Raw genomic sequence first — 13,914 nt, forward strand, 5'->3', positions numbered from 1 at the left:
GTGCGCCAGATCACCGAAATGACGGCCCAGCTTACTGGGCTGGTGAGCCAGGTGTCCGACCAGGCCCAGCGCTCCGAACAGGCCATGGAACGCCAGCGCCACGAGACCGACCAGGTGGCCACCGCGATCAACCAGATGTCGTCCGCGGCCCATGAAGTGGCGCGCAGTGCCCAGGGCGCTGCGGTCGCCGCGCAACAGACCGACGCCGAGGGCCAGGCCGCCAAACGCGTGGTGGACGGCAGCATCGCGCAGATTCACGCGCTGGTGAACGATATCCGCAGCAGCGGTGTGTCCCTGGACAGCCTGCAGCAGGATGTGTCGTCGATTGTCAGTGTGCTTGGCGTAATCCGCTCGATTGCCGAACAAACCAACCTGCTGGCGCTCAATGCGGCCATCGAGGCTGCGCGGGCCGGGGAGGCCGGTCGCGGGTTTGCCGTGGTCGCCGACGAAGTGCGCGCCCTGGCAAGCCGTACGCAAACCAGCACCCAGGAAATCCAGGGCATGATCGATCGCCTGCAAAAGGGCACCGAAGCCGCCGTGGACGCCATGCGCCGCTCCAGCGATGCGGGCGAAGGCACCTCGGCCCAGGCCAACGAAGCCGGGGCGTCCCTCGATACCATGGCCCAGTTGATCGGCACCATCAACTCGATGAATGCGCAGATCGCCAGCGCCGCCGAAGAGCAGACTGCTGTGGCCGAAGAGATCAACCGCAGCGTGCATCAGATTGCCGTGGCGGTGGACAGCGTAGCGGATGAAACCCAGCTCGGCGCCCAGACCTCGCGCAGCCTGGCGGACCTTGGCCAACGGTTGGGGCAGTTGGTCGGTCAATTCAGGATCTGAGGTTCTACAAATCGCGCATCAGTAGGCCAAAACGCAGGTCCATCTCGGTCGGCAAGGGCACATACACCGTGTGCCCGTCCCCCGGCGCCACCTCAATGGCTTGCCCCTTGGCGTTGTGCAAGGTGGCCAAGTCAAAGTGAAAGTTGCCGGCGGGCGTCATCAATTCCAGGTGATCGCCCACGGCAAAGCGATTCTTTACCTTGACCTCGGCCAACTCCCCGCGACGTTCGCCGGTCAATTCCCCAACAAACTGCTGGCGCTCGGACACCGAGCTGCCGTTCTGGTAGTTCTGGTATTCGTCGTGCACATGTCGACGCAGGAAACCTTCGGTGTAGCCGCGCTGGGCCAGGGACTCCAGATTGGTCATCAAGCCGCGATCAAACGCGCGCCCGGCCACTGCGTCGTCGATCGCCTGGCGATACACCTGGGTGGTGCGTGCGCAATAGAAATGGGATTTGGTGCGGCCCTCGATCTTCAATGAGTGCACGCCCATCTGCGCCAGGCGCTCCACGTGTTGCACGGCGCGCAAGTCTTTGGCGTTCATGATGTACGTGCCATGTTCGTCTTCAAAGGCCGGCATTTGCTCATCGGGACGGTTGGCTTCCTGTAACAGGAATACCTGGTCGGTGGGTGTACCGACCCCCAGCGTCGGCTGATGGTGCTGGACGATGTCGCCGGTCGCGTTCTCCACTGCCGGCGTGGCCTGGTATTTCCAGCGGCAGGCATTGGTGCAGGTGCCCTGGTTGGCGTCGCGCTTGTTCATGTAGCCCGACAGCAGGCAGCGCCCGGAATAGGCCATGCACAGGGCGCCATGTACGAACACCTCCAGTTCCATGGTGGGTACGTGCTGGCGGATCTCGCCGATTTCTTCCAGGGACAGTTCCCGCGACAGGATCACCCGGCCAATGCCTTGTTGCTGCCAGAATTGCACGCTGGCCCAGTTCACCGTGTTGGCCTGTACCGACAGATGAATCGGCATCTGCGCGAAATGCTGGCGCACCAGCATGATCAGCCCAGGGTCGGACATGATCAGCGCATCCGGGCCCATGGCGATCACCGGCGCCAGGTCCTTGAGGAAGGTCTTGAGCTTGGCGTTGTGCGGCGCGATGTTCACCACTACATAAAAACGCTTGCCCTGCGCATGTGCTTCCTGGATGCCGAGGGCGAGGTTGGCGTGGTCGAATTCGTTGTTGCGCACGCGCAGGCTGTAGCGCGGCTGGCCGGCGTAAACCGCATCGGCACCGTAGGCGAAGGCGTAGCGCATGTTTTTCAGGGTGCCGGCGGGAGCGAGCAGTTCGGGGGCAATCATCGGAGGCATGGGCGTGGGTCGCAAAAAGGCGCGAGGGTAGTGCACGGGCGGTCACGGTTTATTGACCCAGGTCTAAACAAGCCGATCTATGCTTGTTCGATAAACAAGGGCACTCCCAGGTTTCGCCGCGGACTAAGCAACAGGGCTGACACCGGCCCGGCTTTTCTCATATGGACCGGACATGAATCAAACCAACCTGCAATTCAAAACCCTGCTGCTATTGCTGGCGCTGGTGACCATCGCCTTTATCTGGATATTGCTGCCGTTCTATGGTGCGGTGTTCTGGGCAGTGATCCTCGGCATCATCTTCGCGCCGATGCAGCGCCGCCTGCAGCAACGCTTCAGTTGGAACCGCAACCTGACCTCCCTGACCACCTTGATGGTGTGCCTGGTGATCGCGATTCTGCCCGTGATCATTACCAGTGCGTTGCTGGTTCAAGAGGGGGCCACGCTGTATAAAAACGTCGAAAGCGGCAAGCTCGACGTGGCCGGTTATATCGAGCAGTTCAAGAACTTCCTGCCGCCGTACTTCCAGCAACTGCTCGATCGCTTTGGCATGGGCAACCTGGAAGGGCTACGTGAAAAGGTAGTCAAGGGCGCGATGCAGGGCAGTCAGTTCTTCGCTTCCCAGGCGTTCAGCTTCGGCCAGGGCACCTTTGATTTCCTGGTGAGCTTTTTCATCATGCTGTACCTGCTGTTTTTCCTGCTGCGCGATGGCCCCGAGCTGGTGCGCAAGGTGCGCACGGCGGTGCCATTGGCCGAGCCGCAAAAGCGCCGCCTGCAACTCAAGTTCAACCGGGTGGTGCGGGCCACGGTCAAGGGCAACGTACTGGTGGCCGTGACCCAGGGTGCGCTGGGTGGTTTGATCTTCTGGTTCCTGGATATCCCCAGTGCGTTGCTCTGGGCGGTACTGATGGCGTTCCTGTCCTTGCTGCCGGCGGTGGGCGCAGGGATTGTCTGGGCGCCAGTGGCCGTTTATTTCCTGTTGAGCGGCGCCATCTGGCAGGGCGTGGTGCTGGGGCTTTTTGGCGTCTTCGTGATTGGCCTGGTGGACAACGTGCTGCGCCCGGTCCTGGTGGGCAAAGACACCAAGATGCCGGACTACCTGATCCTGATCTCGACCCTGGGCGGCTTGTCGGTGTTTGGCCTCAACGGCTTCGTGATCGGGCCGCTGGTGGCGGCCTTGTTCATGTCGTGCTGGGCGTTGTTCGCCGAAACCAAGCCGCGGGTCAAGTTGCCCTTGCCTTAGGTCTCAGGCCTGGAGCCTGAAGTCGGCTGCCAGCCGGCGTTGTGTTTCGGCGTCAGACAACGAAGTGAGCGGGCCGCTGATAGGCTCGCCATCACGTACCACGTACCAGCAGGCAAGCAAGCCGAGCTTGCGCAGAGGGGTGGGAACGGCGCTACCGATGACAGACATGATTTGAACAGTGGGCATAAGGACCTCCAATCGCTATGGAGGTCACCTTAAGGGGTGTCGCTATCCAGGAAAAATCACCTGGCTCGATAGTCGACATCAACGCCAGGCGTTAATCCACCACCTGGTCGAGCATGTTCACCACTTCGTGCTCACTGAGCAGCCCCTTGCGCACCAGGTTTTCAGCCAACAGCGCCAGGAACTTCGCGCTGCGATGGCCTTCAAGGTGCTTGAGCTCGGTCAAGGCGCTGTAGACCTTGCTGGACGTGCAGAGGCCGGCGGTGCGGTGCGGATTCTGGGTGGGCATGTTCGTTCGTCCTTAATTGTTATTGGTGGACCGGGTCGATAGTGAGACTGTTTTATGACGCAACCATGACAGCGCACGCCTGGGCCGATCAAGAGGATATGCGACTCTTGTACTGTGGGATTGTCGTCATAGCGACATTGGCAGGATAAAACCGGACGTTCCAGGCAAAAAAAGGCCCCGTATGTGGGCGGGGCCTGTTCCACTCAACTCAATTGAAAATTACCAACCGTGGCGGTAGTAGCCCTGGGGAGGGCCGTAGTAGCCGCGAGGCGGGCCATAATAGCCGCGGGGAGGCCCGTAGTAGACCGGCGCCGGGCGGTAGTAAACCTGCTGCTGCACGTACACCGGTGGTGGTGGCGCGTAATAGACCGGGGGTGGGGCGGCATACACCGGCTGCGGTTGCACATACACCGGCTGTTGCACATAGACCTCACGAGGTTGGCTGGCAACCACGGAGCCGACGACAGCTGCGCCCACAAGTGCACCCAACACTGCCGGACCACCCCAACCACCACCGTGGGCGGAGGCTTGGCCGGCCATCGCAAGTGCGCCGATAAGCAAGGCGATTCTGGGGATTTTACGCATCATGGTCATTCCTCGGTTAGCCCCTGCGCTTGTGGTCTGCAATCAATAGACCCAAGGATTGTCGCGGGGATACTTTTAAGACAACGTATTTCAAAAAAACAGCACGGCCATTAGGTAAAGGTTGTGTAAGGTCTGTACCGATTTGCTTACTTCAAGGAGTTACCCATGCAGATGCACCCCAACAAGGACACCCAACTGTGCATGTCGCTGTCGGCGCGGCCCGGGAACTTTGGCCTGCGTTTTCATAACCATTTGTATGAGCAGCTTGGGCTGAATTTCTACTATAAAGCCTTCAGCAGCCAGGATTTACCCGGCGCGATCGGTGGCATCCGAGCCTTGGGCGTGCGGGGTTGTGGGGTTTCCATGCCGTTCAAGGAGGCGGCCATCGCGTTGGTGGACGAACTCGACGATTCGGTTCAAGCCATTGACTCGCTGAACACCATCGTCAACACCAACGGTCATCTCAAGGCTTACAACACCGATTACATTGCTGTCGAGCAACTGCTGAAGAAGCACGCCGTGCCAAAAGATTCCACCTTCGCCCTGCGTGGCAGCGGCGGCATGGCCAAGGCGGTGGCCAGCGCCTTGCGTGATGGCGGTTATGCCAACGGTGTGATCGTAGCGCGCAATGAGGTGGCGGGCCGGGCATTGGCCAGCAACCTGGGGTATGAGTGGCAGGCGGACCTGGGCGACCTGCGCCCACAAATGCTGATCAATGTGACGCCCATTGGTATGACAGGCGGGGCCGAGGCGGATGCATTGGCGTTCGATGCCGACGCGATTGATCAGGCAGAAACTGTTTTTGATGTGGTGGCAATTCCGGCTGAAACACCATTGATCGTGCGTGGCCGTGCCAAGGGCAAGCGGGTGATTACCGGGCTGGAGGTCATCGCGATCCAGGCACTGGAGCAGTTTGTGCTTTATACAGGCGTGCGCCCAACGCAGGAGCAGTTCGAGGCGGCAGTAGCCTTCGCCCGAAGCTAATGGTGGGAGGGGGCAAGCCCTAATGCCTGTAGGAGCGAGCAAGCCAGCTCCTACAGATTATTATCTGTGTCAGGTCTGCTCCAACTGCGCCAGCCGTTCTTCCAGTGCGGCAATCCGCGCCTCCAGCTCTTCGATCCGTTCCACCGAAACAGCCCCCGCGCTACGCTCTACTGGATTGCCTCGTGCGGTCATGATCGCTTCAATATCCGCCGGATCCCCCAGCGCGTGGGTATACCGATCTTCCCGCTGGCCCGCCTGGCGCGGCACCAATACCGCCAACCCCCGGGCAATCAGGCGTTCCAACTGGTGAACGACCTGCTCGGCATCTTCAAAGTCATGCATACGCCCGCTACGGGTCAGCAACTCGTTGACCGTCTGCGGCCCCCGCAGAAACAGCAACCCGGTCAAGATCACTTGGGCCGGCACCAGTTCCAACGCCTTGTCCACACGGTGTTCCCAGCGGTCGGCACGGCTACCCATCACCAGGCGGGTAAAGCCTTGGCCCTCCAGCGCGCGCAGGCTTTGGCCGACCTGGCCCTGGCTGAGGTTCATCACTGGCTCACGGCTGGTTTTCTGATTGCAGGCCAGCACCAGGGCGTTGAGTGTCAGGGGATAGGTTTCCGGGTGGGTCGCCTGTTTTTCGATCAGGCAGCCGAGGATGCGGATTTCCGTGCTGTTCAGGCGCGGCTCAGGGGTGTCGGTGTCATGTTCGGCGGTCATCGCGCGTTCCCTATGCAGTGAAGGTCACCAGCGTAATCCTCAAAAAATAAAAGACAAGCGCCGGGCATGGCTATAATCGCCGCTGGTTCCAACCCTGCCATTATCGTGAGACTGACATGACTATTTCCCTGTACGCCGCTTCTATCCCAGTCTTCAAGCAAATGCTCAACGCATTGAGCGATGTGCTGAACAAAGCCGAAGCCCACGCTACTGCAAAGAACATCGAGCCCAATGCCCTGCTGCAAGCGCGCCTGTTTCCGGATATGTTCCCACTGGTGCGCCAGGTACAGATCGCCGTCGACTTCGCCAAAGGCGTGTCGGCACGCCTGGCCGAGATCGAAGTGCCCAAGTACGAAGACACTGAAGTCACCTTCGCCGACCTGCAAGCGTTGATCGCCAAGGTCCTGGCGTTTGTCGACACCATCAAGCCCGAGCAGATTGACGGCAAGGAAGGTATCGAGATCGTCACCCGCCCAGGCACCCCGAAAGAGAAGCGCTTCAGCGGCCAGTCCTACCTGTTGACCTACGGCCTGCCGCAGTTCTTCTTCCACGTCACCACCGCTTACGCCCTGCTGCGTCATAACGGTGTTGAAGTGGGCAAGCGCGATTACATGGGCGCGTTCTAAGCTCTAAACACAGCCCGGGGTTGTTCTTGAATGAACAGCCCCGGTTTTTTTTATGTGTGGGTTTTTACATCAGTCTGATGTTTCGTTACATATTTCTGTGCAACGCGTTTTCGAATATTCCCCACTTAGGAGCGCCTAAACAACCTTCAATTGAAGTGCCTAGAGATTACAAACGATATGAATATTTCTTCCACCGCGGTAATTAAACCTCTCGGAAACGCTCATTTCGACTCGGCACTGGAGGCGTCCAACAGTCAAACCCTGTCTTCTTCAAAGTCCAATGCTGTGACCCGAACCAAGCGTGAGGTGCCGGGCGATGGCGCATTCTCTCAAACTTCTCAGCGTGAACAAGCCAACAGTGACCTGGCAGCCAGTTATGCCGACGTTTTGATGGAGCGTACCCGTGATGAGGACGCTGTTATCGCGAACATTCCACACGCTTCATCTTTCGGCCAGTGGCGTACACAGTTGCGTAATGCACTTAAGGACAAGGGGTTTTTAGATTGGCTTAAGTCGGATGGCTTGGATCCATCTTCCCTCAAGATTACTGAGGACGGGTTCCTGAGTGTCAGGAACAAACAGGGGGTGCTTACGCTGTTTACTTTGCAAGATAACTCCCCTTGGGCGACTTTCGCTGGGCCGATTCTGGCGGCGGTAAAAGCCTATGCCCCCGATGGGATCACCTGGTCGGCGCTGTATGAGGAGAGTGCGCCGCTCAAGTGGGTCGCCCAGTTCTATGGCGAAACGATCCATAACGAATCATTCAAAGATCGACAACGCGCCCAAGCGTTGCAAGAAAACAAAGCATTCTCAACGGCGGGAGCTGGTAAGGAGCGCAGTGAAGAAGCGCTGGTGGAGCAAAAACGACAATTGGCTAATAAACGCGACCTGCAAACCTTCAGGGATGCCCTGCTCGTGGCGCATGTGGAGGCGGACGATTATCTGAATAAGCAAGAAGCATTGCAGGCCTTCAATAGCTTACCCCATGACGCTGCAGCTTATGACCGTAGTGCCGAGCTGAAAATTTTTCTGCAAACGCGACACATCACACTTGATCCTGACTCTGGCTTCCATCTGGATAATCAACCAATGGCAGGTAAGCAAGTGAACCTCTTGCAGTTCATGACTGGCACTGGTTTGGATCACCCGCTTGATCAAGCGCAGGTCAAGAACATGATCATGGAGTTGCTCCGTCCAACCGAGTACCGGCAACTGCATGGCGATCTCGGGGGCGGGTTATCGTGGCCAACTGCGCTTGATTCACAGCAACAGCAGGCCATCTATGATGCCGTCAGTTATAACTCGATGAAGTTGCCTGAGTTCGACAAGTTGAAGCTGAGCCAAAGCGCCTTTGGGTATCTGACGCAAACCATCGAGTGGTCCGAAGCAGAGCTCAAAGATCCCCGGCAAGCGATCCTCAGGCTTTTGAAAGGCCCCACTGCGCAGGCTATAGGCGAAGCCTTGCGCAGCAAGTTCGAGGGCGCGGGCAGTACCGAAGATTGGGCGCTTGCGGCGCTTCAGATAGGCCTCAATCAGGACGCACTGTGGAAGCCAGAAGAAAAGAACAAGGTGGCCGGGTTTGATTTGTCGGCGCGCGAAAATTGGGGTAAGCCGTTGTCTTTTGTCCTTGAGGGGCTAACCGAGCATTTGCGCAAGTCATATGGCAACAACGCTGCGGTGGCAGCCTACCTGCTGTTGTCGCATCACGCTCCGGAGTTATTGGTCAAAAACATCCCTGACAGTGTGACTTACGGCTCTGCGGCCTGGGTCAGCTTGAAAGCCATCGTTGCCAAATCCGAGATGCGCAATCCAGGGGCGGCGGCGACTAAAACTTATGAGCCACTGCTCAAAGACGATCTGGCCCCGATTACCGATGCCGAAAAAAAAGTGGAAGCGCTGGCTGGGAAGGAGGGCCTGATTCACTGGGCTGTGGCGGATGAAGCCGTTGAAAAACGGGCAGATAACAATTACACGGAAGAAGAAGTTGAACGTGCTACGACCCTCGCCAGTGAGCGTTTCGACACCTTGATGCAAGCTTCAGAAGCTCAACGCACCGAGTTGGCCACCCGTAAAGCACTGGCGCTCAATGCGCTGAAGGAGAAGTGTCCCGTAAAAGAATACGGGGTGATAGATTTTGAGAAGCAAGCAATCTATCCAAAAGTACGGGATCGTGGTTTACAAGGCCCTTACTCGATACTGGATATCTTTTTGCAGCCGCAGCAGCATGTGGAGTGGTATTCCAATGACCCTGCCGTTCCTATCGAAAAGATATTCCATGAGCTCAAGTTTATGCCGTCGCCCAATGAGCTGTTTGAAAAGCACGTTGTTGATTATTACGACGGGCTTAAAGGCGCTATGAAGGTTACCGTACAACACCAAATGTCACTGCTGCCTGCGGAGGATAAGGAGGCGTTGCAGTATGGTGAGCTGAAAATTTATGGGGCAGGGATGATCACTCGGACCATTGCCGATACAGGCACTGGTATTCAGCGCCGTATCAAAAAAGTTGAGGACGTCAAAAGCAGCTCCGTATTTTTCGAAACCCTGCATAAAGGCAGTAAGCGAATTTATGAATTCAATCCATCGGCAGGGGGGCTGCGGCATCGAGCTGATTTGACCGATGGCCTGAAGGTTGGTCTACAGGGCGATTGGGCTGACATTGCTACGGGTGAGGAAGGGGTGAGAGCTATTTCAAACACCACACTTAGAGAAATGAAAGCCGACAACTCGACAGACACTAAGGAACGAGAACCCAAGCCTCAAACCTCAACACCCACACACACGTTTACCTCGGCGAGAACACAGCACATAGCCGATGCAGTTACGAGCCATTTTTTCAGTACTAAAGAGCGTGAACAGTTGGCTAGCGGAGCCAGAGGCGTGACCACATTCGATACTGAAGTGACGGAGTTCGAAAAAATACAAGCTGTTACCCGTGCGCTGATACCAGGTGCAGCGGCGCTTCATAGTTTTCAGCAGGGCAGAGTGGGTGAAGGGCTTGCGTTTCTTGCATTCGATATATTCGGCTTCGTTGTCGCCGGTGCCGGGGCGCTCGGTAAAGTTTCCAAGATAGTGAAGGTGGGCGAGAAGCTAGGAAAAGGAGGCGTTGGAGGCAGGTTGGGTCGGGCATTTATCAGTGCGGCCAACCCGTTTGCAGGGGGGGCTGCCATTGGAACCAGAGGCCTCACAGCTTTCTCCTCGTTCGCGGGCAAAGGGAGTCTTATCTGGAAAGTGTATGCGGCTACTGCCAGTGTGGATAGGGTGTATCAGAACAAGCCCAAAGACGTGATAGCAGGCATTTATCAGGGCGTTGATACATCAAAGATCTTGGCTCAGTTAGATGAAATCACCGGTAAGTGGTACCGAGTCGATCCGAAAACTAACAAGCGATATGGGACACCTCTTCAGGGATTCACTCCGGAAAACTCCCCGTCTTAAGCTCAATACTTTCAACCCTCGTTAGAAAAGGCTCGAGTCGGCTCAGCAATGAGCCGCTCGGGCTTTTCTTTTTTCATTCAAGCGGTTTGTTCTTCCTTGCCCAGGCACGCCGCCGCAGTAAACAGCACATCGGTAGACGAATTGAGCGCGGTTTCGGCTGAATCCTGCAGGACGCCAATGATGAAACCGACGGCCACTACCTGCATGGCGATTTCACTTGGAATGCCGAACAGGCTGCACGCCAATGGGATGAGCAGCAGCGAGCCGCCTGCCACTCCCGATGCACCACAGGCACAAATCGCGGCGACCACACTCAACAGAACGGCGGTCGGCAGGTCCACGGCAATCCCGAGGGTGTGCACAGCCGCCAGGGTCAGCACGGTGATGGTGATTGCCGCACCGGCCATATTAATGGTGGCACCGAGCGGGATCGACACCGAGTAGGTGTCTTCATGCAGGCCCAGGCGCTTGCTCAACGCCAGGTTGACCGGAATGTTGGCCGCCGAGCTGCGGGTGAAAAAAGCAGTGATGCCGCTTTCACGCAGGCACATCAGCACCAGCGGGTAAGGGTTGCGGCGCAGTTTCCAGAACACGATGGCAGGGTTGATCACCAGCGCCACGAACACCATGCAGCCGATCAGTACCACCAGCAGGTGCGCATAGCCGAGCAGGGCGCCGAAACCGGAGGTGGCCAGGGTTGAGGCCACCAGGCCGAAGATGCCCAGCGGGGCGAAGCGGATGACCACGCGTACGATCAGGGTCACGCCGTTGGACAGGTCGTCCAGCACCGTGCGGGTGGTTTCACCGGCATGGCGAATGGCAACGCCCATGCCGATGGCCCAGGCCAGGATACCGATGAAGTTGGCATTCATCAGTGCGCTGACCGGGTTATCCACCACGCTGAGCAACAGGCTTTGCAGCACCTCGCCAATGCCGCCGGGAGCGCTCACCGTGGCGTCATGGGTGGCCAGTACCAGAGAGGAGGGGAACAACGTGCTGGCGACCACTGCGACCACGGCGGCGGAAAAGGTGCCGAGCAGGTACAGGAACAGGATCGGGCGGATATGGGTTTCCTGGCCATGCTTATGGTTGGCAATCGAGGCCATGACCAGCACAAACACCAGGATCGGTGCGACGGCCTTCAGCGCCGTGACAAACACCTTGCCGATAAAGCCCGTGGCGCGCGCGGCCTCGGGGAACAGCAGGGCCAACACGATCCCGGCAATCAGGCCGATGACAATTTGGGTGACCAGGCTGACGCGCATTAAACGTTGTAATAGGGAAGGGGCAGCAGTCATAAAGAGTTGTCTCTAGTTTTTTTAGTAGGGCACAGCATTGCAGGCAGAAGTACTGTAGGAAGCAGGCGCGAAGTCTAGCATGCTGTAGGACGCGTCTCGTTCGCTGCGGCATTCCGTCACCTGTATACGTGGGATTAGGTCAAATCCGGACATGTTCTGTTAAGATTCACCCCTCTCATCTTTCCTCTCTATCAGCGAGCCCTTCGGGCTGTCGTTGATGTCGCTGTTTCTGGAGTTTGCATGTTGTTCCCTATCTTGCTGCTGTCGGCAGCCGGTTTTACCGTGCTGACCACAGAATTCGTGATCGTCGGCTTGTTGCCCTCGATCGCCCGGGACCTGAATGTCAGTGTGTCCCAGGCCGGGCTGCTGGTGACGCTCTTCGCGTTTACCGTGGCGGCGTTCGGCCCCTTCCTGACCGCCTACTGCGCGCGGTTCCAGCGCAAGCGTCTGTTTATCAGCATCCTGATCATGTTTGCGGTGGCCAATACCGTGGCGGCATTGGCGCCCAATATTTGGATAATGTCCCTGGCTCGCTTGATTCCGGCGTTGGGCTTGCCGGTGTTTTGGGCCTTGGCCAGCGAAACGGCGGTGGACATTGTCGGCCCTGAATTCGCCGGGCGTGCAATTGAAAAAATCGGCTTCGGCATCGTCTGCGCCACCGTGTTCGGGATTCCGGTAGGCACGCTGATTTCCGATATGTTCGGTTGGCGCACCGCCTTTGCAGTGCTTGCGGTGATTGCCCTGGCCAAGGCGTTATTGCTGTTCATTTACCTGCCGGTGACCCAGGCAAAGAACGAGCAAGTCACCTTGCGCTCGCAATTCAAGATCCTGCGCAGCCCGGTGATGCAGGGCCACATCCTGTTGTCGATCCTGGTCTTCAGCGGCATGTTCACCGCCTATACCTACCTGGCGGATATCCTTGAGCGCTTGGCAGGGTTCGACGGCACGCTGGTGGGGTGGTGCCTGATGGGCTTCGGCGCGGTCGGGCTGATCGGCAATTCCCTTGGCGGGCGCGCGGTGGATCGTCATCCCTTGATTGCGTCCATGGTGTTCTGCGGGTTTATGATCGCGGGCATGATGGCAGTGGTGCCGGCGATTCATTCGACCATTGGCCTGGCGGCGGCGATGGCGGTATGGGGCGTGACCCAGGCGGCGATGTTCCTGGTCAGCCATGTGCGATTGATGAAGGCGGCGCCCCACGCGCCGGCGTTTGCCGCCTCGCTGAATATCGCCGGGGCCAATCTCGGCATTGGCCTGGGTGCAATGGTGGGTGGGCATGTGATTGACACCCTGGGCCTGGGCAGCCTTGGCTTTGCCGCATCGGGGTTTATCCTGGTGTCGATCCTGCTCGCACTGTGGTTGATGACCGCCAAACCTACCGCGGCCAACGCCTGATCAAAGGGGGCGCGCAGTTTTTTCAGGGCAGGGCGGTAAACAACTCGCGCCTTGCCCCTTCGGTAATCGCCACGATACCGGGGTGCTTGACCTTGCGCTCCACCGAGATCGCATAGAACGACTCGGTCACCGCGTCGGTCTGGCCGATCAGCACCACGCCGTAGTGGCGCACCACCTCATCGGCGATCACGCTGGGGGCGATGAAGATTCCGCTGCCGGATTGCCCAAACGCTTGCATCAACGCACTGTCGTCGAACTCACCGATGATCCGCGGTTGAATCTGCTGCTCGGCAAACCAGCGCTGCAATCGGCTGCGCACTACGGTCTCTGCCCCCGGAATCAATAACGGCGCACCGTGCAAACACTGTGGGAAATCGCCGCCATGCTGGTCAGCCAACGCCTGGGTGGCGAAAAAACTGATGCCGCATTCCCCCAGCTTCTGGCTGTAGCCCTTGATGTCCAGATGGCTCGGCATCGGGCTGTCGGAAATCACCAGGTCCAGACGCTGGATCGCCAGGTCGGCGAGTAAACGTTCGAGTTTGTCTTCGCGGCAAGTGATGCGCAGCGGTTCGCTCAGCTCCATGGTGGGGGCGATCAGGCGGTAGACGATGGATTTTGGCACCACATCCGCCACGCCGACCCTGAACGGGATCTGTTGCTCATCGGGCTGGGCGCGCAACATCGCCTCAAGTTCGTTGCCGGTCTGGAACATCTGCTCGGCGTAGGGTAGCGCCTGGCGCCCGGCTTCGGTCAGCTCAAGCTGGCGCCCCACCCGCTGAAACAGAGCAATGCCAAAGGTCTGTTCCAACAGGCTGATCTGCCCGCTGATAGTCTGGGGCGTGAGGTTCAGTTGTTCGCAGGCACGCACGATGCTCCCAGTCTTGGCTACCACCCAGAAGTAATGCAGTTGTCGATAATTGAGCATCGCGGTCTACACTTCGTAAAAATCGAAGTATACGCGAGAAAAATACGAATTTTCCTGAACTGTTCACCTGCAT

General features: G+C 58.1%; 13 protein-coding genes. 6 read left to right on the plus strand and 7 right to left on the minus strand.

All coding sequences use genetic code 11. The features are described 5' to 3' along the window. The first annotated feature begins 84 nt into the window (after positions 1-84). The gene (locus PSEBG33_RS30120; RefSeq protein WP_420066315.1) at positions 85-840 is read left to right on the plus strand and encodes a methyl-accepting chemotaxis protein; all 756 of its coding nucleotides are present in this window, start codon (positions 85-87) and stop codon (positions 838-840) included. A 4-nt stretch (positions 841-844) separates the two neighbouring features. Here PSEBG33_RS30120 and yegQ read toward each other — a convergent pair whose 3' ends face one another. Beyond that, positions 845-2,158 (minus strand): tRNA 5-hydroxyuridine modification protein YegQ, encoded by a 1,314-nt coding sequence (gene yegQ / locus PSEBG33_RS16990; RefSeq protein WP_005786877.1) that lies wholly within the window; start codon positions 2,156-2,158, stop codon positions 845-847. A gap of 172 nt (positions 2,159-2,330) precedes the next feature. Between yegQ and PSEBG33_RS16985 the strand changes: the two genes are divergently transcribed. Beyond that, positions 2,331-3,398: an AI-2E family transporter gene (locus PSEBG33_RS16985; protein WP_005786879.1), complete on the plus strand. Its 1,068-nt coding sequence runs from the start codon at positions 2,331-2,333 to the stop codon at positions 3,396-3,398. A gap of 3 nt (positions 3,399-3,401) precedes the next feature. Here PSEBG33_RS16985 and PSEBG33_RS16980 read toward each other — a convergent pair whose 3' ends face one another. The 3 genes from PSEBG33_RS16980 to PSEBG33_RS16970 all read right to left on the minus strand — a co-directional run bounded on the left by PSEBG33_RS16980 (position 3,402) and on the right by PSEBG33_RS16970 (position 4,464). Next, the gene (locus tag PSEBG33_RS16980; protein ID WP_005786881.1) at positions 3,402-3,584 is read right to left on the minus strand and encodes a hypothetical protein; all 183 of its coding nucleotides are present in this window, start codon (positions 3,582-3,584) and stop codon (positions 3,402-3,404) included. Between the two features lie 91 nt (positions 3,585-3,675). After that, positions 3,676-3,870 (minus strand): hypothetical protein, encoded by a 195-nt coding sequence (locus PSEBG33_RS16975; RefSeq protein WP_003190284.1) that lies wholly within the window; start codon positions 3,868-3,870, stop codon positions 3,676-3,678. Positions 3,871-4,089: 219 nt separating this feature from the next. Continuing rightward, entirely contained in the window at positions 4,090-4,464 is a 375-nt protein-coding gene (locus PSEBG33_RS16970) for a hypothetical protein (protein WP_087945233.1), read from the minus strand. A gap of 156 nt (positions 4,465-4,620) precedes the next feature. On the opposite strand from PSEBG33_RS16970, the gene PSEBG33_RS16965 reads away from it, so the two are divergent. Next, entirely contained in the window at positions 4,621-5,439 is an 819-nt protein-coding gene (locus tag PSEBG33_RS16965; RefSeq protein ID WP_005786885.1) for a shikimate 5-dehydrogenase, read from the plus strand. Positions 5,440-5,508: 69 nt separating this feature from the next. On the opposite strand, the gene PSEBG33_RS16960 is transcribed toward PSEBG33_RS16965, so the two are convergent. Further along, positions 5,509-6,159, minus strand: coding sequence for a YceH family protein (locus PSEBG33_RS16960; protein WP_005786887.1), 651 nt, complete (start codon positions 6,157-6,159; stop codon positions 5,509-5,511). Positions 6,160-6,275: 116 nt separating this feature from the next. Here PSEBG33_RS16960 and PSEBG33_RS16955 point away from each other — a divergent pair, with 116 nt between their 5' ends. Then, on the plus strand, positions 6,276-6,785 hold the full coding sequence (locus PSEBG33_RS16955; RefSeq protein ID WP_005786889.1) for a DUF1993 domain-containing protein: 510 nt from the start codon (positions 6,276-6,278) through the stop codon (positions 6,783-6,785). 177 nt (positions 6,786-6,962) lie between these two features. Beyond that, the gene (locus tag PSEBG33_RS16950; RefSeq protein WP_005786891.1) at positions 6,963-10,223 is read left to right on the plus strand and encodes a hypothetical protein; all 3,261 of its coding nucleotides are present in this window, start codon (positions 6,963-6,965) and stop codon (positions 10,221-10,223) included. A gap of 77 nt (positions 10,224-10,300) precedes the next feature. Here PSEBG33_RS16950 and sstT read toward each other — a convergent pair whose 3' ends face one another. Further along, positions 10,301-11,521 (minus strand): serine/threonine transporter SstT, encoded by a 1,221-nt coding sequence (gene sstT, locus PSEBG33_RS16945; RefSeq protein ID WP_005786893.1) that lies wholly within the window; start codon positions 11,519-11,521, stop codon positions 10,301-10,303. Positions 11,522-11,761: 240 nt separating this feature from the next. Between sstT and PSEBG33_RS16940 the strand changes: the two genes are divergently transcribed. Next, on the plus strand, positions 11,762-12,916 hold the full coding sequence (locus PSEBG33_RS16940; protein ID WP_005786895.1) for an MFS transporter: 1,155 nt from the start codon (positions 11,762-11,764) through the stop codon (positions 12,914-12,916). A 22-nt stretch (positions 12,917-12,938) separates the two neighbouring features. Here the strand turns inward: PSEBG33_RS16940 and nhaR are convergent, their stop codons facing one another. Beyond that, positions 12,939-13,841: a transcriptional activator NhaR gene (gene nhaR, locus PSEBG33_RS16935; protein WP_005786897.1), complete on the minus strand. Its 903-nt coding sequence runs from the start codon at positions 13,839-13,841 to the stop codon at positions 12,939-12,941. Positions 13,842-13,914 lie beyond the last annotated feature (73 nt).

Source organism: Pseudomonas synxantha BG33R, assembly GCF_000263715.2.
GTDB lineage: Bacteria > Pseudomonadota > Gammaproteobacteria > Pseudomonadales > Pseudomonadaceae > Aquipseudomonas > Aquipseudomonas synxantha_A.